We start from the raw sequence: 18562 nt of genomic DNA, 5'->3' as shown, positions 1-18562 counted from the left end.
CCCCGACCACGGGCCGCCGACAGCCAGGGAGGGTCATGCCGGCCGACCGAGAGCCGCACAATGCCTTCGGGCAGCCGACCGGCCTGTGGCCGGGTCAGGACATTCCGCGCCAGGTGGGCAGCCCTTCGCTGCCCTGGCCGGAGGCCGAGAGCGCGCCACCGCCACCACCGGTCCGGCCGGGCGGTGACCTGCCCTGGCCTGAGCGCGACCGGCCCGAAGCCGGTCACCACGACGGGCCCGGGCACGACCCGGCCGGCTGGGACGCCGCTGCCGGCACGACGAACGGCTGGGCGCCGCAGCACGGGCCGGCGGGCCACGGCGGTGACGCCTGGCCCCCGGGTGAGCCGCACGACGACGCCTGGGCCACTCAGGCCGGTCCGGCGGGTGAGGCGGGCTGGGGGGCGGGCACCACGGCGACCGCCACGCTGACCGGACCGCCCCCGGTGGACGTTCCACACGGACCCGTTCCGCACGGACCGGCCACCGGCGGTCCGGGCCAGCCGCCGGCGCCGCCGCTCGCCCCGGCCCCCGTGCCGTCGTCCGGAGGCTCCCGTCGTCGCTGGCGGGTCGCCCTCGCGGCGGCACTGGTCCTGGCCGTGGCCGGCAGCGGGGTCGCGGTGGCCACGCTGCGACCCGACGCGGCGGAACGGCAGGCCGGCGGGACGCCCGGCTCGGTCGGGCCGGCCACCTCGATGGGCCCGGGCACGCCCGCCACCCCGGGCGCGTCCCCGACCGCCGACCAGGGTCTCGGCGGCAAGCCCTCGGCGCGTCCGTCGGCCTCCGCGGACGCCGGGCCGGCCTTCAGCGGTACGCGACTGACGCTGCCCGGCGCCTCGATCGGTGTGCAGAGCGGGGAGACGTTCGGCCAGGCGCTGGCCCGGTCCGACCGGACCTTCGGCAAGCTGCGGATGGCCCGGATCTTCTTCCCCGGCCTGCCGCCGGCCTGGTCCGGCAGCCGTGCCGACGTGGTGGACCGGACCGTCGTGGTGTCGTTCAAGGCGTCGCCGCAGGAGGTGAACACCGGCAAGTTCGACTCCCGCCTGACCTCCTGGTTCTCCTCGATCCCGCGCGAGCACAACGTCTACTGGTCGTACTTCCACGAGCCGGAGGACGACGTCGAGCGCGGCGCGTTCAGCACGACGGCGTACCGGACGGCGTGGAAGCGGATCGCCGGCCTGGCCGACCGGACCGGCAACCCCAAGCTGATCAACACGCTGATCCTGATGTGCTGGACGCTCGACCCGAAGTCCGGGCGCAGCTTCGACGCGTTCTACCCGGGCGGCGACGTGATCGAGGCGCTCGGCTGGGACTGCTACAACTGGGGCAAGAAGTGGAAGCGGTACGCCTCGCCGCAGGAGATCTACGGCCCCATGATCAGCAAGTCGAAGGCGCTCGGTAAGCCGTGGGGCGTCGCCGAGACCGGCAGTGACCTGGTGCCCGGTGACGCGGGCACCGGACGGGCGGCCTGGATCCGGTCGATGACCAGCTTCCTCAACGGCCAGCGGCCGGAGTTCGTGGCGTACTACAACCAGACGGTCAGCCAGGGCGACTTCCGGCTGCTCGACCAGCCGAGCGTCCAGGCGTGGAAGTCCTTCTGCACGGCCTGATCGCAGCGGAACGAGAACGGGCGGGCGACCGAGGTCGCCCGCCCGTCTCGCGTACGGCTCAGATGCCCCGGCCGCGCTTGTGCAGCGTGCGCAGCACCCGGTCGGCCTGCACGGCCCGGCTCGCCACCGCCAGCGCCAGGTAGGCGCGCGGCTCCTTCGGGTTGCGGGCCAGCGTGCGCCGGGCCCAGCGGACCGCGTCGCGCCGGTTGCCCATCGCGGCCTGCGCGAAGGCGATCTGCCCGGCCACCCGCGCCTCGCCGTGCGGCACGGTGGCGAACTCCGGGTAGCGGCGCAGCAGCCACTGCAACGCGGTCGAGATGGTCTCCCAGCGCTGCGCGAAGTAGGACCGCTTGTGCCAGCGGACCAGCACGTACGGGCTCTCCACGTTCACCAGCGGGGCGTACCGGGCGGCGCGGAGCAGGAACTCGTAGTCCTCCGCGTAGCTGCCCGGGATCTGCTCGTCCACCAGGCCGATCGCGTCGAGCAGCGCGGCGCGGCGGATCAGGAACGTGGACGGGTGCAGCTCGGTGAGCCGGTCGCGCAGCAGCGCCTCCAGCGAGATCCGGGCCCGGTCCAGCGAACGGTCCACCGTACGGTCGTCGTAGCTGACCCGGATGCCGCAGCTCACCAGCGCGCCGTCCGGGTGCGCGTCGAGCGCCCCGAACTGGGCGGCCAGCTTGCCGGGCAGCCACTCGTCGTCGTCGTCGCAGAACGCCACCCAGTCGCCGGTGGCCGCCTCGATGCCGGTGTTGCGCGCGCCGGCCAGCCCTGCGGTACGGGTATTCGTGATCACCCGGATCCGCCGGTCACCCCGGTCGGTCTCCAGCGACCGGTCCGGCTCGGACTGGTCGTAGACGACGATCGCCTCGATCAGGCCCGGGTGCGCCTGGCTGAGGATCGCGTCGAGCGCCGCACGCAGCAGCTCCGGACGGTCCCGCGTCGGTACGACGACCGAGATGCTCGGCCCACTCATGTTCTCTCCACGGACTCGTCGGATCCCCGCTGGCCCAGGTAGCCGTAGCGGACCCGCAGGGGAAGCGTGGCCAGGCTGACCACGGCACGGCTGCGGCGCGGCAGGCGGTCCCGCCACGCCTCGTCCCGGCGCACCGTCAACGGCCCGCCGCTGAACCGCAGCGGGTTGCCGGCGACGCTGTGCGCCCGGAACGGCGCGGCCGGCTCGGGCGCCGCGCCGGTGTCGCCGGCCCCGGACAGGATGCGCAGCGCCGCCGGGTCGTCCGGCAGGCCGGCGAAGTCCCGCACCCGGCGTACGGTGCCGGCCGGGTCGGCGGTGAAGTCCTCGTAGCGCAGCCGCAGCACCTTCGCCCGGGACGCGAGCAGGTGGAACGCGGCGTTCTGCGCGGTCCACAGCTTGCTCACCTCGAACGGCGAGAAGGTCGGCATGAAGTCCTCGCCGTCGACCACCTCGGGGCGGCGCACCTGCTTGCCCCACGAGTACGCCACCGCCCGGCTGTCCCGGACCAGGTGCAGCACCCGCAGGTCGAGCCCTTCGGCCCAGCGCAGCGCGAAGGCGAGCGAGGCGTGCTTGCTGGAGTCCACCACCACCCGGGCGCCGGTCGCCGACAGCGCGGCCCGGTAGATCCGGGTGTACAGGTCGGCGTAGCGGCGCACGTCGGCCAGCTGCTCCGGCGGGAGCGCGTCCTTCGCCAGCCGGGGGATGTGCCGGGTCCGGTCGACGCGGTCCTTGAGTGCCAGCACGTCGTCCCGGTCGACAGCGGCCCAGCCGCCGAACGCCTGGTCACCGACCTGGCGCCAGAACGGGCAGGCGGTGAACCGCTCACCGCAGCCGCACCGCTCGTCGGCCCCGAGCGCCCGCTCCCACAGGTGCACCACCTCGCCGACGGCGCACACGTCGGCGCTCTGCGCCAGCAGCAGCTCCAGCAGTGTGGAACCGCTGCGACCGAGGCCGCCGACGAAGAGGACCCGCGGCGGCGCCGGATCCGGGGCGCTCATCCGCGACGCCCGACGGCTCGTCGCCGTACCCGGCGGGCGACCAGATCGTCGATCACCGCGCCGACCCGGGCGACCGCCTCGGCGCGCGGGTCCGGGCGGTTCGGGTCGGCGGCCAGCACGAACCGGTTCGGGTCGGTCAGGCCCTCGTCCAGCGCGGCGAGCAGCTCGGCCTCGGACTCGCACAGCCGCACCATGCCGGCCGCGCCGAGACGACGGGAGAACAGCTGCTGGTGGTTGTCGACGTGCTCGTCGTGCGACGGGTCGCGGGGCACCACGATCGGCAGGTGGCCGTTGCGCCGCGCCTCGGTGATGGTGGCCGGGCCGCCGTGGCTGACCACGAGCGTCGCCTCCGCCATCGCCCGCTGGAGTTCCTCGTGGCCGAGGAACGGGGTGGCCTCGGGCAACGCCGGGGTGCGGCTGTGGCCGTACTGGAGGACCAGCCGGACCTCGGGCCGCGCCGCGTGCCAGCGCTCCAGCCAACCGACCAGCCGGTCGAAGCGGTGCACGTCGGTACCGACGACGACAAGCACGTACGGCGCCGCGGAGCGCCGGTCCCGCTGCCGGGGGATCACAGGAGGTTCCCCACGACGGTCGCCTCCGGATACATCCGGCGCTGCTCGTCCCACTGCACGAGCATCGCGGAGAGGAAGGGCCGGCAGAGCCGGGCGGTGAGCGTCGCGCTGTCGATCCGGTCGTACACCTCGATGTAGACCGTCGGGATCTTGCGCATGCGGGCCGCCACCACGAACGGCAGGGCGACCCCGGCGCCGGTGGTGACCACGGCGTCGACCTGACGCCGGCGGATCACCTTCAGCGCGAGGAACGCGTTGCGTACCAGGTTCTTGACGTTGCGTGTGGTGGGGTGGTGCGCCCAGACCACGTCCTCACCGGCGAGCAGCGAGCGCGCGTCGGGGGTGTCGAACGTTACCCATGCGCGGCGCCGATCCCGGTACCACGGTTCCAGGGCCAGGAGCTGGGCCAGGTGCCCGCCACTGGAACCCACCAGCAGGACCTGCCCCGAGTCCTCGGTTGACCCGCTCACCACAGAGTTCCTCCCGTACGCGGATGACGCGTCCGGATTTTTGTGAAAGCCCCTCGGACGCGTCCTGACAACCTACTGGCGCGCCCCTGGGCAACTGAAGGGGCCATTGGACGGATCCTGGCGCGCCGGTCGGCTCACCTCTCGATTCCCGTCACTGGGATGCCCACCCACCGGTCACCGTCCAGGTCAGCCCGGTTCCCCCCGCGCGGCCGGGGCGGGCCACCGGAAGAAAGTGAGATGTGTCAGGATTCCGTCACCGCTCCGCACGAGAGCCGTCGGCGACGCCGGCTTATCCGGGGACAGGTCGGGCCCGACACCGGGAAACCCGCCGAATGGTCAGCGCCGATCGGCCATTTCTACGCGGGCTGCCCACACCCGGGCAGGCTTACCGGAACGTGAGCAGACTTTCCCTCGTCGTTCGGATCGGGGACACTCAAGGCCACGGTCAGGTCCAGCTGTGCCGTGGACTGCCCGGCTCGGTCGAAAGGGAGCGACAGACTCTGATGCCCTCACCCCATTTGGCCGAGAGCGACGCCGACGGTCTTGCCCTGATGGCCTACCTGGGCTGGCTGCGCCGCCGCTGGTGGATCCTGCTGCTCGCCGCGGTCCTCGGGCTGGGCGGTGGGCTCGTGCTGAACCAGATCCAGGAGGCGCGCTACACCTCGACCACGTCGCTGCTCGTGCGCCCGCTCGGCTCGGGCGCGGAGAGCAACCCCAACACCAAGGTCAACCTCGACACCGAGGCCCAGGTGGTCCGTTCCCTGGTCGTGGCCGAGCGCGCCAAGGCGCTGATGAAGGTCGACACCGGGGCCGACCAGCTCGTCAAGTCGGTGACCGTCAAGGTGCCGCCGAACAGCCAGATCCTCCAGGTGGTCTACGAGGCGAACAGCCCCGAGGGCGCCCAGTCGGGCTCGCACGCGTTCGCCCAGGCGTACCTGGACCTGCGCAAGGCCACCGCGCAGAAGACGCTGGAGAACGAGACGAACGCGCTCAAGCAGCAGATCGCCGAACTGAACAAGCAGTTGAGCGCGGTCGCCGGGCGGATCGCGGCGGCGCCGTCGAACTCGCCCGAGCGGGAGCGGGCCGAGGCCGAGCGGAGCGTGCTAACCAACCAGATCACCGGCCTGAACAACCGGCTCAGCCCGCTGGTGTCGGCCGGCTCCGACCCGGGCGAGATCATCTCCGACGCCCGGCTGCCCGAGTCGCCCAGCTCGCCGAACCGCACGCTCAACCTCGCCAGCGGCATGGGTGCGGGCCTGCTGCTCGGCATCGTGCTGGCGCTGGTGCTGGACCGGCTCGACACCAGGATCCGGCGCGGTCGTGACATCTCCGACCGGGTCGGCCTGCCGCTGCTCGTGGAGCTGCCGTCGCGGACGCCCTCGCTCGCAGTCCTGCCGGCCACCCACCGGGTCTCCCGCGAGCTGGGCCGGCTGCGCAACGTGCTGCTGTCCGCCGTGCCCGAGCCGGCACAGGGTGGACGCGGCCGCCAGTTGCTGCTCTGCGACGCCTCGGCCGGCTCCGCCGCCGGGTTCGTCGCCGCCAACCTCGCCGCCGCGTACGCCCGTACCGGCCAGCAGGTCGCGCTGATCACCACCAAGCCCGACTCGACGGTGGGCGCCATCACCGGCGTGGCCGAGGGGCGGCACAACCTGGCGTCGGTGCTGCGCCGCGACGTACCTCCGCTCAAGGCGCTCGCGCCGGTGCCGGGGCTGGGCCAGCTCCGGGTGCTGGTGCCGGGCGACCTGGACGCGGAGGTCGAGCTGCCGGTCGCCGGTCTGCTGGAGATCATGCACGAGCTGTCCGCGCGCTTCGACCACGTGATCATCGAGACCGCGCAGCCCACGTTCGCCGTGGAGGCCCAGGCCCTGGGCCGGTACGTCGACGCCGTGATCATGGTGGCCGAGGCGGGCAAGACCCGCAGCGGCGAGATCACCGCCGCCCTGCAGCAGTTCGAGCAGGTGAACGCGCCGGTGATCGGTGCCGTGCTGGCCCCGCGCCTGCCCGTCCCGGCGGCCGGCGCCGCCCGGCCGGCGTCCTCGGGCGGTTCGGGCACGCCGAGCACGTCGAGTGCCCCGGTGGCACCGGCCAACCGGCCCAAGCCCCGGCCGAGCCCCGGCCCGTCCGCCGAGTCGACGATGGTGCTGCCGCGCATGCAGTCGTCCCGCCCCGCCCCGGTCAAGCCGGCACCCGGCAAGGCCACCCCGCCGCCGAACCCGGGCAACCAGGGCATGCCGGGCAAGCCGGTGCCGCTCAACGGCACCGGCGGCACGTACCGCTCCCGGGGTGACGGCGACGGCCGCAGCTACGCCCTCGACTCCGGCGAGGATCTGGGGTGAACCGCCGGCAGATGCTCCGCGCCGCCATCGCCCCCGCCGTCGTCCTCGGCGTCGGTACCGGGTGCAGCGAGCCCGAGCCCAAGCCGGGCAAGGTCCAGGTGGTGGACCCGGGCGACGTCACCGCCTCGCCGTCATCGGCCAGTGCCTCGCCGACTCTGCCCACCGGCCCGCTCACCGGCGCGCCGGTGAGCACCCCGGCCGCTGCCACCCGCCAGGCGGTCGCCGTGCCGCTGCGGGTGAGCACCGCGACCACCCCGGCCGGCCTGGACGCCGCCGACCTGGTCTACGCCGAGTTCGCCGAGTCCGACACGCTGCACCTGACCGCCGTGTTCCACTCCAAGGACGCCACCAAGATCGGCCCGGTCACCGAGATCCGGCCGGTCGACATCCGGTCGCTCGCCGTGCTGCGCCCGTTCGTCGGCTACGACGGCGGCCCCACCGGCTTCCTCACCCAGTTCGAGAACTCCGACCTCGACGGCGTGACGCCCGACGACGACAGCAAGGTCTTCTCCGGCGACTACACGTCGACCGCCGCGCTGCTCAAGGCCGCCCCGAAGGGCGGCCAGCCGCCCACCCCGCCGATCGACCACGCCGGCGAGGGCGACGCGCTCGCCGTCCGCGACCTCGCGCCGGCCACCGAACTCACCGTCACCGTCTCCGGCGGCCCGCCGATGGTCTGGCGGTACGACCAGGCGAAGTCCCTGTGGGCCGGCAAGGTCGGCAAGGTCACCGTGACCGCCGCCTCCGTCATCGTGCTGACGATGGAGTACCGCACGCTGGAGGTGCGTAAGCCGTCGGCCCGCTCGCTGCCGTCGGCGAACGTCTTCGGTGAGGGTGCCGTGGTCGCGGTGTCCGGGCCGAACAGCGCGAAGGGCCGGTGGCGCAAGCCCGGCCTGGCCATGGTCTGCACGTTCGCCGACACCGGCGGCGATCTCCTGCACCCCCAGCCCGGCAACGCGTGGGTGATCTACGCGCCGACCACCGCCAAGGTCACCGTGAAATGAGCACCGCCACCCCGCCCCGCACCGCGCGCGGGACGGTTCCGGTCGGGGCGGTGTCGCCTCCGGACGGGAACCGCCTGCGGACGGTGACGGTACGGCCGGAGAGCTGGTCGTGGCGGCTGCCGACGGCATGGCCGCTGATCTCGGTCTTCCTGCTGTACCCGCTGTGGTGGGTGCTCGGCGTGTCGAGCTTCGTCTTCGTCATCTTCGCGGTGCCGATGGTGGTGCAGATGCGCAAGCGGGGCCCGATCCGGGTGCCGCCCGGCTTCGGGATCTGGATGGTCCTGCTGCTCTGGGTGTTCCTGTCCGTGCTCACCCTCGACCTCACCGCGCCGAACACGCTGCCCCCCGGCGGCAGCGGCAAGTACATCGGCTGGGGCATCCGGCTCGCCAACTACGTCGCCATGACGGTGACCATGCTCTACGTCTACAACCTGCGGGAGCGGGAGCTGTCCCAGCGCCGGATGGTCCGCCTGTTCGGGTTCATGGGCGTGGTCGTGGTGCTCGGCGGCTGGATCGGCTCGCTGTACCCGAACCTCACGTTCGTCGCGCCGCTGCGATTCGTCCTGCCCCAGTCGATCGCCGGTCACCCGTACGTCACCTCGCTCATGGAGATCAAGTTCGCCCAGGTGCAGCAGGTGATCGAGGGGGAGGCCAGCTCGCCCCGCCCGTCCGCGCCGTTCACCTACACGAACTCGTGGGGCCAGAACACCGCCATCCTGCTGGTCTGGCTGATCGTCGGCTGGGTCGTGCTGGGCAAGCCGATGCGCCGTACCGCGGGCGTGGCGATCGCCCTGGCGGCGATCTTCCCGATCGTCTACTCGCTGAACCGGGGCCTCTGGATCGGTCTCGGCATCGCCGCCGCGTACGTCGCGCTGCGGCTCGCGCTGCGCGGCCGGATGGTGGTGCTCGGCGGGCTCGCCCTGGCGGTCGGGCTGATCGGGGTGCTGATCGTCGCCACACCGCTCGGCCGCACCTTCGACGAACGCCTCCAGAACGGCCACAGCGACGACATCCGGACCACGCTGTCCCAGGGCGCGGTCACCGCGGCCAACCATTCGCCGATCCTCGGGTACGGCGGCAACCGGGCGCTGATCGGCAGCAACCGGTCCATCGCCATCGGCAAGTCCGAGGACTGCAAGCAGTGCGGCAACCGGGAACTCGGCAGCAACGGCCAGGTCTGGGCGCTGCTCGTCGGGCAGGGCTGGGTCGGCGCGATCTGCTACAACGCCTTCTTCATCTACTGCATCTGGCGCTACCGCCGCGACCACAGCGCGGTCGGCATCGCCGGCACGCTCGTGCTCATCCTCATGCTCTTCTTCCAGTTCACCTACGGTGCGATGGAAGCGACACTCGCCTACGCCCTGATCACTGTCGCCCTGCTGGCCCGCAACGACCGGATACGTCGGTCGCTCGCGCCGGCGCCACCCCAGGGCACGATCGCCGGGCTACGGGCCCGACTGGAAAAGACCGGTGACAGCTGATGGTGTTCCGCGTACCCCCGGACGGCGACGGCCGCGCCGCGTACCTCGGTGAACTGGCCGGGCTGATCTGGCCCGCGCCGGCCGAGCCCAGCCTGCGCCGCGGCGGCGCCGGCTGGGTGGTGGTGCCCTCGGCGTCCCGCCCCCGGCTGCTCGTGCCGACCGGCTCGGGCCGGGCGGCGGCGAGCGCGGTCCGGCACTCCACCGAGGCGGTCGGCCGCAAGGCCAAGCTGGTCCGGCAGGGGCTGTCCACCGCGTTCCGGCTCGGGCTGGGCCCGCTGGTGTTCCGCGACCGGCTGGTGGTCGACGGCGGCGGGCTGGACGCGTACCTGACCGAGGTGCTCGGCGAGCCGGCGCTGGTGAGCCTGCACATCGGCCCGGCCCGGGCGAACCGCAAGCCGGTGCTGCAACTGCTCGCCCCGGACGGCCGGGCCCTCGGGTACGCCAAGCTCGGCGTCGACCCGCTGACCCGCGCGCTGGTGCACGCGGAGGCGGACGCGCTGCGCCGCCTCGCCGAGGTGCCGTTAGGCCCGGTGGTGCTGGCCGGGGTACGCCACCACGGCGACTGGCACGGCCACGCGCTGCTGGTGCAGGAGGCGCTGCCGGTGCGGCTGCCCCGGGCCACCCCGGCCGCCGCGGAGGCGGCCGAACGCGACGCGATGGTGGCGGTCGCGGGCTGTCTCGGCGTACGTCGGCAGTCGTGGGCGGCAAGCGGGCACGCGGCCCGGCTCACGGCCGCGGTGGACGCGCTCGGGCCCCGGCCGGAGGCCGGGCGGCTGCGCGCGGCGCTGAAGTCCGTCGCGGACGCCGACCCGGTGGTGGCCTTCGGCGCCTGGCACGGGGACTGGAACGGCGGCAACAGCGCGGTGCTGGCCGACGGCCGGGTGCTGGTCTGGGACTGGGAACGGTTCGAGGCGGACGTGCCGGCCGGGTACGACGCGCTGCACCTGGCGGTGCAGGGCGCGATGAGCCACGACGGGGTGGAACCGGTCGAGGCGGCCCGCGCGCTGATCGCCGGCGCCGAGGCCACCCTGGCGCCGTTCGACCAGACCGGTGGGGGCGCCGATCTGGTCGCCGTGCTCTACCTGGTGGAGCTGGCGGCGCGCTACCTGCGGGATCGGCAGGCGGAGGCGGGTGCGCGACTGGGGCACGTCGACACCTGGCTGCTGCCCGCCGTCGAGGAACACCTGGCCCGCCGGGCCGGGTGAGAGTGAGGAGTGGGGACGTGACGCTGGCCAAGGAGCAGGCGCTCCGCGCGGTGAAGTCGGTGAGCCGGACGGTCGGCCGGCTGACCGCCGGTTCGCGGATGGTGCCGGGATTCCTGATCGTGGGGGCGCAGCGCTGCGGCACCACCTCGCTGTTCAAGACGCTGTCGCAGCATCCCGGAGTGCTGCCGCCCGCGTACCACAAGGGCGTGCACTACTTCGACATGGACTACCACCGGGGGATGAGCTGGTACCTCGGGCACTTCCCCACCACCGGCAAGGCCGAGGCGGTGAAGGCGCAGATCGGGGTACGCGGGATCACCGGCGAGTCCAGCCCGTACTACATGTTCCACCCGCTGGCCGGGCAGCGCATCGCCCGGGACCTGCCCTCGGTGAAGCTGCTTGTGCTGCTGCGTGACCCGGTGGAGCGCGCCTACTCCGCGCACTCGCACGAGCTGGCCCGGGGCTACGAGACCGAGGCGGACTTCGAGCGGGCGCTCGCGCTGGAGGAGTCCCGTACGGCGGGCGAGCGGGAGCGGATGATCAGCTCCGCGTCGTACGCCAGCGAGCACCTCCAGCACAACGCGTACCTGGCCCGGGGCCGCTACATCGAGCAGCTGGAGCGCCTGGAGGCGCTGGTCGGCCGGGACCGCATGCACGTCATCGACAGCGACGACTTCTTCGCCGACCCGCGTCCCTCCTTCGACGCGGTGTGCGACTTCCTCGGGCTGCCCCGCTGGGCGGACATCGCGTTCGGCAAGCACAACTCCCGGTCCCGTTCGCCCATGTCGGCCGAGCTGAGGACCCGGCTGGAGGACCACTTCGCGCCGTACGACGAGCGGCTGGCGACGTGGTGGGGACGCGTGCCGTCGTGGCGGCGGTGACGCAGGCGGACGCCGGCGGCACCCCGACGCTCACCGCACCGCCCCCCGGGCCGGGCGCGGGGCTGGGCGGCGCGGCCCGGCAGGGCTTCGCCAACCTGGTCGGGGTCGGGCTTGCCGCGGCCGCCGGCTTCGGCCTGAACATCGTCATCGCCCGCGGCTGGTCGGTCCGCGAGGCGGGCATGTTCTTCGCGGCCACCAGCGCGTTCATGATCGCCGCGTCGGCGGCGCGGCTCGGCACCGACGTCGGCACCGTCTACTTCGTCAGCCGCCAGCGCACCCTCGACCGGCGCGACCAGATCCGGGGCACCATCCTGGTCGGGTTGCTGCCGGTGCTCGTGGTCGGCACGCTGCTCGGGCTGGCCGGCTGGCTGGCCGCACCGGCGCTGGCTCGGGCCACCATGCCGGAGGCCGGGCCGGAGGCGGTGACCGCGCTGCGCATCCTGCTGGCGTTCGTGCCGCTGGCCGCACTCAACGACTACGCGCTCGCCGCCTGCCGCGGCTTCGGCCAGATGCGTCCGCTACTCACAGTGGAGCGGCTCGGCCGCACGCTGGTGCAGTTCCTGGCCGTCGCGGTGGCCGCCTGGCTCGGGCTGTCCGCCACCGTCGCGCTGCCGCTGGCCTGGGTGGTGCCGTACCTGATCGCCGCGGTGGTCGCGCTGTTCTGGCTGAGCCGGCTGGTCGGCCGGGCCGGCCGGCAGGTGACCCGGCCGGTGCCGGCGCGTGAGCTGGCCGGACCGTTCTGGCGCTTCACCGGGCCCCGTGCGGTCAGCAGCCTGGCCGCGATCGTGGTGCAGCGGCTGGACATCGTGCTGCTCAGCGCGTTGCGCGGTCCGGCCGACGCGGCGATCTACACGGCCGCGACCCGGTTCCTGGCGTTGGGTCAGCTCTCCAGCGTCGCGCTGTCCAGCTCGGTGCAGCACCGGCTGGCCGCCGCGTTCGCCCGCAACGACCGGGCCGAGGCGGGTCAGCTCTACCAGGTCGCCACCGGCTGGCTCGTGATCCTCTCCTGGCCCGCGTACCTGATCTTCGCGGCGTTCGCCACGCCGATGCTGGCGCTGTTCGGGGCCGGTTACGCCGACGGCCGCCGGGTCGTGGTGCTGCTGGCGCTGACCATGCTGCTGGCCACCGGGTGCGGCATGGTCGACATGGTGCTCAACATGGCCGGGCGCACCGCGTGGACGTTCTACAACGCGATGACCGGCACCGTGCTCAACGTGGTCGGCAACGTTGTGCTCATCCCGCGTTACGGCATCCTCGGCGCGGCCCTGGCCTGGACCGTCTCCATCCTGGTCACCAACCTGGTGCCGCTGACCCAGCTCTGGTGGTCGATGCGGCTGCACCCGTTCGGCGCCGGTACCCGGGCCGCGATGGCGCTCGCAGTGGTCACGCTGGGCCTGCCGCTCGGCGTGGCGACGCTGCTCGGTGCCGGTTCGCTCGTGCTCGCGCTGGTCACGGTCGCCGGGCTGGTCGCGTACGCGGCGGGTGTCTGGCGCTGGCGGCGCACCCTGAACCTCGACGCGCTGCGGTCCCTGCGCCGTGGCCGTAACCGGGCCGGGGCGGACCCGGCCGCCCAGTCCTGACCGATCCTGCACCGATGGGACCTTCGATGACAAGCGACTCCCCCGCCCCGCACTCCGGCCTGTCCACGGTGAAGGCCGCGAAGCTCGCCGCGGTCGGTCTGCTGGCGGACCGGAAGGAACGCCGCGAGCTGGAACGGCCGGTCGAGGGGGGCGGCCGCCGGCTCACCCTGAAGGTGGAGCGTCCGATCTTCATCCTGGGCGCCCCGCGCTCCGGCACCACGTTCCTCGGCAGTTGCGTGGGCGCGCTGCCGGACGTGTCGTACCACTTCGAACCGCGCCTGACGAAGGCCGTCGCCCGCTGTGTCTACGAGGGAAGCTGGACGCCGCAGCGGGCCGCCCGCTACTTCCGCGGCTACTACGGCGCGCTGCTCGCCGCGTCCGGGCACGGCGGCCTGCGCTTCGCCGAGAAGGACCCGGAGAACTGCTTCATCGTGCCGTTCCTGACCGAGGTCTTCCCGGACGCGGTCTTCCTGCACGTCTACCGGGACGGCCGGGACGTGGCGGTGTCGCACGCCGAGCAGCCCTGGCTGAACGCCGCGTCCACCGGCACCGGCCGCAGCGGCCGCGGCGGTACGCCGTGGGGCGCCGCGCCCCGGTTCTGGGTGGAGCCGGAGCGGCGCGAGGAGTTCACGCAGGTCTCCGACCTGGGCCGGTCGGCCTGGATGTGGCGGCGGTTCACCAGCAGCGCGCTGACCCAGCTCGCCGAGCTGCCCGCCGAGCGGGTGCGGCACCTGCGGTACGAGGACATCGTCACCCGCCCGGCCGAGGCGGCCGAGGTCGTGGCCGACTTCCTGGAGGTCGGTGACCCGGCCGGACGGGAGGCGCTGCACGCCCGCTTCGCCAAGGCACGGCCGGGTTCGGTGGGCCGGTGGCGGCAGCGACTGACCGAAAAGGATCTGGCCGACGTGATGGCTCAGGCCGGGCCGCTGCTGACGCGACTCGGCTACCCCGCCTGAGCGCCGCGTCACAGGTAGAGTGCCAGGGGTCGCCCGCCCGGCCCGGCGTGCCTCTCCGCCCACGCGGATCCGTCAGGGCCCCCATACCGTGGCCGGCGACCGTCCTGGGGAGAGGTTGCGGTGGTACGACGGTTACGACTGACGATGGCTGCCGTGCTGGGCCTGGCCTTCCTGGCCCCGGCCGTGGCGGCCTGTGACATCGGCTCGGAGCGATCCGACGAGTCGGCGACGGCGGTGCCGCCGCCGCCGACTGTGACACCGCGGACCGCTCCGGTCCGCACCACCGGGTGGGGACCGGAGCCGCCGGAGAAGGGGGCCTGGCTCGGCACCTGGGTCAAGCCGCAGTACCACAACGCCAGCGGGCGGGCCGCCGCCTTCGACGCGTTCAACCAGGCGGCCGGCGGCAAGCTCACCATCGCGCACATGTTCCACGAGTGGAACGAGCCGTTCCCGAGCGCCACCGAGAAGTTGTTCCAGTCCCGGGGCAAGCTCCAGATGATCTCGTGGCAGGGCACCGACACCCGGTCCACCGTCAGCGGCGTCTACGACGCGCTGATCCGGGAACGCGCCAAGGACGTCAAGGAGTTCGGCGTTCCGGTGCTGCTGCGCTACCGGTGGGAGATGGACCGGCCGAACCTGGCCGCGAGCATGCACTCGCCGGAGGACTACGTCGCCGCCTGGAAGCACGTCCGCGGCATCTTCGCCGAGATGGGCGTCACCAACGCCGGGTGGGTGTGGTGCCCGCACGCGGACGGGTTCGCCGAGCCGCAGCGCCGGGCCGCCGCCTACTACCCGGGCGACGACCAGGTCGACTGGCTCTGCGCGGACGTCTATCCCAGTCCGGAGTGGAACAGCTTCTCCAACCGGATGGACCACTTCATGGCGTTCGCCAAGAAGCACCCGCGGCCGGTCATCATCGGCGAGTACGGCCTGACCCAGGACGGGCGGCCGGGCCAGCGCGCCGAATGGATGCGCGAGGTCGGGCCGTACCTGAAGAAGCACCCGCAGATCAAGGCGGCTGTCTACTTCGCGGCCCGGCAGACGGAGAAGCCCATCTACGACAGCACGTTCGGCAACGACCCGGAGAGCGAGCAGGTCTTCCGGGAGATGGCGACCGATCCGTACTTCCAGCCACCGATGCCCGACCTGAGCGTTTCCTCAGGAACACCCTCCGTGTCCGGGGACTGATCGTCGGTCGTCTTTTCGTGTGACCCGGGCCGTTTCCTCGGCCAAAAAGGCCGAACCCGGGTGGACGGGCGACGGCCGAATGCGAGAAGGTATTGCTCTCACGTCTGCGGTCGGTCGAGTGACGCCCCGCCTCATGTCGGCACCGACCACGATCGCAGCGCCTCCGACGTTTCCCCCCGGAGTAGCCTGTGGCTTCCTCGATCCTGAGACACCGCTCGGTGTCCGCATTCGGCGCTGCCGTGCTCGGCATCGCCACCTTGTTCACACCGGTGCCGGCGCTCGCCGCACCGGCAGCGGCGCCCGCGCCCGACCACAGCACGCTGGTCGGCGAGGTGCCGTCGGACAAGACGCCGAACATCAACGACGGCAACGTCGTGGCCATCCACGACGCCGGCAGCAAGGTGATCGTCGGCGGCTCGTTCACCAACGCGCAGAACCGGGGCTCCTCACCCACCCCGGTCGACCGCCGCGGACTGCTCGCCTTCGACAAGGCGACCGGCAAGATCGACAACGCGTTCGCGCCGGTGCTGGACAACGACGTCACCGCGATCATCGCCGGGCCGACCCCCGGCACGGTGTACGTCGCCGGCAAGTTCAACAAGGTCGGCGACAAGAACTTCCGCAAGCTGGTGCTGCTGAACGTCGCCGACGGCACCCCCGTCGAGGGGTTCAAGGGCCCGGCGTTCAACGGCACGGTGAACGACATCGCGCTCGTCGACGGTCACCTGCTGGTCGGCGGCATCTTCACCACGGCGACCGCGACGATCAACCGCAACGGGCTGGCCTCGCTGAACCCGACCACCGGCGCGGTGGACGAGTACCTCACCGTGGCGCTGACCGAGAACCACAACTGGACCCCGACCAACAACGGCGCCTCGGCCGGTGTCGGCGTGGAGAAGCTCTCCGTCTCCCCTGACGGCAAGCACCTCGTGGTGATCGGCAACTTCAAGAAGGCCGACGGCGTCGTGCACGACCAGATCGTGCGGATCAACCTCGGCGAGAGCTCCGCGACCGTCGCCGACTGGAACACCGACGGCTACTCCGCGGCCTGCAAGTACACCGCGTTCGACTCGTGGGTGCGCGACGTCCAGTTCTCCCCGGACAGCAAGTACTTCGTGGTGGTCACCACCGGCGCGTCGTACCCGGGCACGCTCTGCGACTCCGCCGCCCGCTGGGAGACCTCCGCCACCGGCGCCGGCCAGAAGCCGACCTGGACGAACTTCAGCGGCGGCGACACCTTCCTCTCGGTCGGCATCAGCGAGAAGGCCATCTACGTCGGCGGCCACTTCCGCTGGTCGAACAACCCGCTCGCCCGCGACAAGGCCGGACCGGGCGCGGTGCCGCGGGCCAGCATCGCCGCGCTCGACCCGGTGAGCGGCCTGCCGCTGTCCTGGAACCCGGGCCGCCACCCGCGCGGCTACGGCGTCACCGAGATGCTGGTGACGCAGGAGGGCCTCTGGCTCGGCAGCGACCAGGAGTACATCGGCAACTTCGACTACCAGCGCAAGCGGATCGCCTTCTTCCCGCTGGACGGGGGCAGCACCCCGCACTCGACCAGCACCAAGGGCCTTCCCGGCAACGTCTACCAGGCCGGCCGTGCGGCGCAGACCGAGGTGCTCTACCGGGTCAACGCCGGTGGTCCGGCCATCCCGGCGACCGACGGCGGGCCGGACTGGGCCGCCGACAGCGCCACCGAGCCCAGCCCGTACCACAACACGGGCAACCAGGTCACCAGCTACACCACCAACGCGACGTTCGACTCCACCGTGCCGGCGAGCACGCCGGCCACGCTGTTCAACACCGAGCGGTGGGACGAGGCGACCGCGCCGGACATGCAGTGGGACATCCCGGTCGCCGCAGGCACCCGGGTCGACGTCCGGATCTACATGGGCAACCGCTGGTCCGGCACGAGCAAGCCGGGCGCCCGCAAGTTCGACGTCAGCATCGACGGCGTACTCAAGCTGAACGACTTCGACCCGGTCGTCGCCGCCGGCGGCACCGACCGCGGCACCATGCAGTCCATCTCGGTGGTCAGCGACGGCGTGGTCGACATCGACTTCGGCCGGGTGCTGCAGAACCCGCTGCTGCACGGCATCGAGATCGTCAAGACCGCGCCCACGCCGGACGCCTCCGACGTGCTCTACCGGGTCAACGCGGGCGGCGACCAGCTCGCCGCGCCGAGCGGCCCGGCCTGGGCCGCGGACACCGCCGCCGCGCCGAGCACCTACCACAACGCCGGCAACCAGGTGACCAGCTACACCACGAACGCCACGCTCGACGGCACGGTGCCGTCGGGTACGCCGGTCGAGCTGTTCAACGCGGAGCGGTGGGACGAGTCGCCCGCGCCGGACATGCAGTGGGACTTCCCGGTCCCGGCCGGCACGCCGGTGCAGGTGCGCCTCTACCTGGCCAACCGCTGGTCCGGCACCGCCACCGCCGGCAAGCGCAAGTTCAACGTGTCGATCGACGGCGTGGTCAAGCTGAGCAACTTCGACCCGATCGCCGCGATCGGCGCCACCAACCGGGGCACCATGCGCGCGTTCCCGATCACCAGCGACGGCAACATCGACATCGACTTCGGTCGCGTCCTGGAGAACCCGCTGGTGCAGGGCATCGAGATCGTCAAGCTGCCCCCGGTGCCGCCGGCCACCACCGTCGACAGCATCACCAAGCGGACGTACGACGGCGCCACCTCGGTCGGCAACGCGATGTCGGTGCCGAACGGCGACAACACCGGCTGGTCGAACATCAAGGGCGCGTTCTGGGTCGGCGGTGACCTGTTCTACGGCGTCGGCGGCGACCTCTACAAGCGCTCGTTCGACGGCAACGAGTTCGGCACCCCGAAGAAGCTGGACCCGTACCACGACGCCAAGTGGGACCTGGTCGTGACCGGCTCCGCGCCGGAGGGCTCCACCTACGCCGGCATGACCGGCAACTTCTCCGCGGAACTGCCGAACGTGACCGCGATGTTCTACAAGAGCGGACGCATCTACTACTCGCTGGCCGGTCAGAGCACGCTGTTCTGGCGCGGCTTCACGCCGGACACCGGCACCGTCGGCGCCGAGCGCAACACGGTCACCGGCACCACCGCGTTCGCCGACGCGGGCGGCCTGTTCCTGGACGGCGACACGCTCTACGTCGTCTCCCGGAGCACCGGCAACCTGTCCACGATGGCGTGGTCCGACGGCGTGCCGACCGGCTCCGCCACGGTGCGCAGCGGTCCGAGCGTCGACGACGTGGACTGGCGCGGCACCTCGGTCTTCGTCGGCCCCTGACGGGCGGGCACGACCGAAACGGAACAGATACGACGA

General features: G+C 72.5%; 14 protein-coding genes. 10 read left to right on the top strand and 4 right to left on the bottom strand.

All coding sequences use genetic code 11. From position 1 onward, the window contains the following. The first annotated feature begins 35 nt into the window (after positions 1 to 35). Positions 36 to 1607 carry a hypothetical protein gene (locus tag OC439_RS08815; protein ID WP_262012998.1) on the top strand — a complete coding sequence of 524 codons (1572 nt, stop codon included), beginning with the start codon at positions 36 to 38 and terminating at the stop codon, positions 1605 to 1607. A 58-nt stretch (positions 1608 to 1665) separates the two neighbouring features. On the opposite strand, the gene OC439_RS08810 is transcribed toward OC439_RS08815, so the two are convergent. Genes OC439_RS08810 through OC439_RS08795 form a run of 4 tightly spaced genes read right to left on the bottom strand, consistent with a single transcriptional unit; the run spans position 1666 to position 4623 of the window. After that, entirely contained in the window at positions 1666 to 2580 is a 915-nt protein-coding gene (locus OC439_RS08810; protein WP_013289266.1) for a glycosyltransferase family 2 protein, read from the bottom strand. Next, positions 2577 to 3578 (bottom strand): sulfotransferase family protein, encoded by a 1002-nt coding sequence (locus OC439_RS08805; protein ID WP_262012997.1) that lies wholly within the window; start codon positions 3576 to 3578, stop codon positions 2577 to 2579. The genes OC439_RS08810 and OC439_RS08805 overlap by 4 nt, the downstream gene beginning before the upstream one ends. Continuing rightward, the gene (locus tag OC439_RS08800) at positions 3575 to 4150 is read right to left on the bottom strand and encodes a glycosyltransferase (RefSeq protein WP_262012996.1); all 576 of its coding nucleotides are present in this window, start codon (positions 4148 to 4150) and stop codon (positions 3575 to 3577) included. The genes OC439_RS08805 and OC439_RS08800 overlap by 4 nt, the downstream gene beginning before the upstream one ends. After that, positions 4147 to 4623, bottom strand: coding sequence for a polysaccharide biosynthesis protein (locus OC439_RS08795; RefSeq protein ID WP_013289269.1), 477 nt, complete (start codon positions 4621 to 4623; stop codon positions 4147 to 4149). Before OC439_RS08795 ends, OC439_RS08800 begins: the two co-directional genes overlap by 4 nt. Before the next feature lie 500 nt (positions 4624 to 5123). Between OC439_RS08795 and OC439_RS08790 the strand changes: the two genes are divergently transcribed. The 9 genes from OC439_RS08790 to OC439_RS08750 all read left to right on the top strand — a co-directional run bounded on the left by OC439_RS08790 (position 5124) and on the right by OC439_RS08750 (position 18526). Beyond that, positions 5124 to 6956, top strand: coding sequence for a Wzz/FepE/Etk N-terminal domain-containing protein (locus tag OC439_RS08790; RefSeq protein WP_262012995.1), 1833 nt, complete (start codon positions 5124 to 5126; stop codon positions 6954 to 6956). Beyond that, a complete protein-coding gene (locus tag OC439_RS08785) occupies positions 6953 to 7960 on the top strand; it encodes a DUF3048 domain-containing protein (protein ID WP_262012994.1) in 1008 nt (335 codons plus the stop codon). Before OC439_RS08790 ends, OC439_RS08785 begins: the two co-directional genes overlap by 4 nt. Beyond that, complete coding sequence (locus tag OC439_RS08780; RefSeq protein ID WP_194800369.1) at positions 7957 to 9441, top strand: O-antigen ligase family protein; 1485 nt, start codon at positions 7957 to 7959, stop codon at positions 9439 to 9441. Before OC439_RS08785 ends, OC439_RS08780 begins: the two co-directional genes overlap by 4 nt. Beyond that, positions 9441 to 10646, top strand: coding sequence for a hypothetical protein (locus OC439_RS08775; protein ID WP_262012993.1), 1206 nt, complete (start codon positions 9441 to 9443; stop codon positions 10644 to 10646). Before OC439_RS08780 ends, OC439_RS08775 begins: the two co-directional genes overlap by 1 nt. 17 nt (positions 10647 to 10663) lie before the next feature. Continuing rightward, complete coding sequence (locus OC439_RS08770; protein ID WP_013477472.1) at positions 10664 to 11527, top strand: sulfotransferase family protein; 864 nt, start codon at positions 10664 to 10666, stop codon at positions 11525 to 11527. Further along, a complete protein-coding gene (locus tag OC439_RS08765) occupies positions 11494 to 13107 on the top strand; it encodes an oligosaccharide flippase family protein (protein ID WP_262012992.1) in 1614 nt (537 codons plus the stop codon). Before OC439_RS08770 ends, OC439_RS08765 begins: the two co-directional genes overlap by 34 nt. A 26-nt stretch (positions 13108 to 13133) precedes the next feature. Then, on the top strand, positions 13134 to 14063 hold the full coding sequence (locus tag OC439_RS08760; RefSeq protein ID WP_013477473.1) for a sulfotransferase family protein: 930 nt from the start codon (positions 13134 to 13136) through the stop codon (positions 14061 to 14063). Between the two features lie 144 nt (positions 14064 to 14207). Then, positions 14208 to 15251, top strand: coding sequence for a glycoside hydrolase family 26 protein (locus OC439_RS08755; protein WP_262012991.1), 1044 nt, complete (start codon positions 14208 to 14210; stop codon positions 15249 to 15251). 218 nt (positions 15252 to 15469) lie between these two features. Beyond that, positions 15470 to 18526 carry a malectin gene (locus OC439_RS08750; RefSeq protein WP_262012990.1) on the top strand — a complete coding sequence of 1019 codons (3057 nt, stop codon included), beginning with the start codon at positions 15470 to 15472 and terminating at the stop codon, positions 18524 to 18526. Positions 18527 to 18562: the final 36 nt, after the last annotated feature.

The sequence above is a fragment of the Micromonospora sp. Mcm103 genome (genome assembly GCF_024519755.1).
GTDB classification, from domain to species: Bacteria; Actinomycetota; Actinomycetes; order Mycobacteriales; family Micromonosporaceae; genus Micromonospora; species Micromonospora aurantiaca.
The sequence above is the reverse complement of the archived record's forward strand: the minus strand, read 5'-3'. Positions and strand labels throughout refer to the sequence as shown.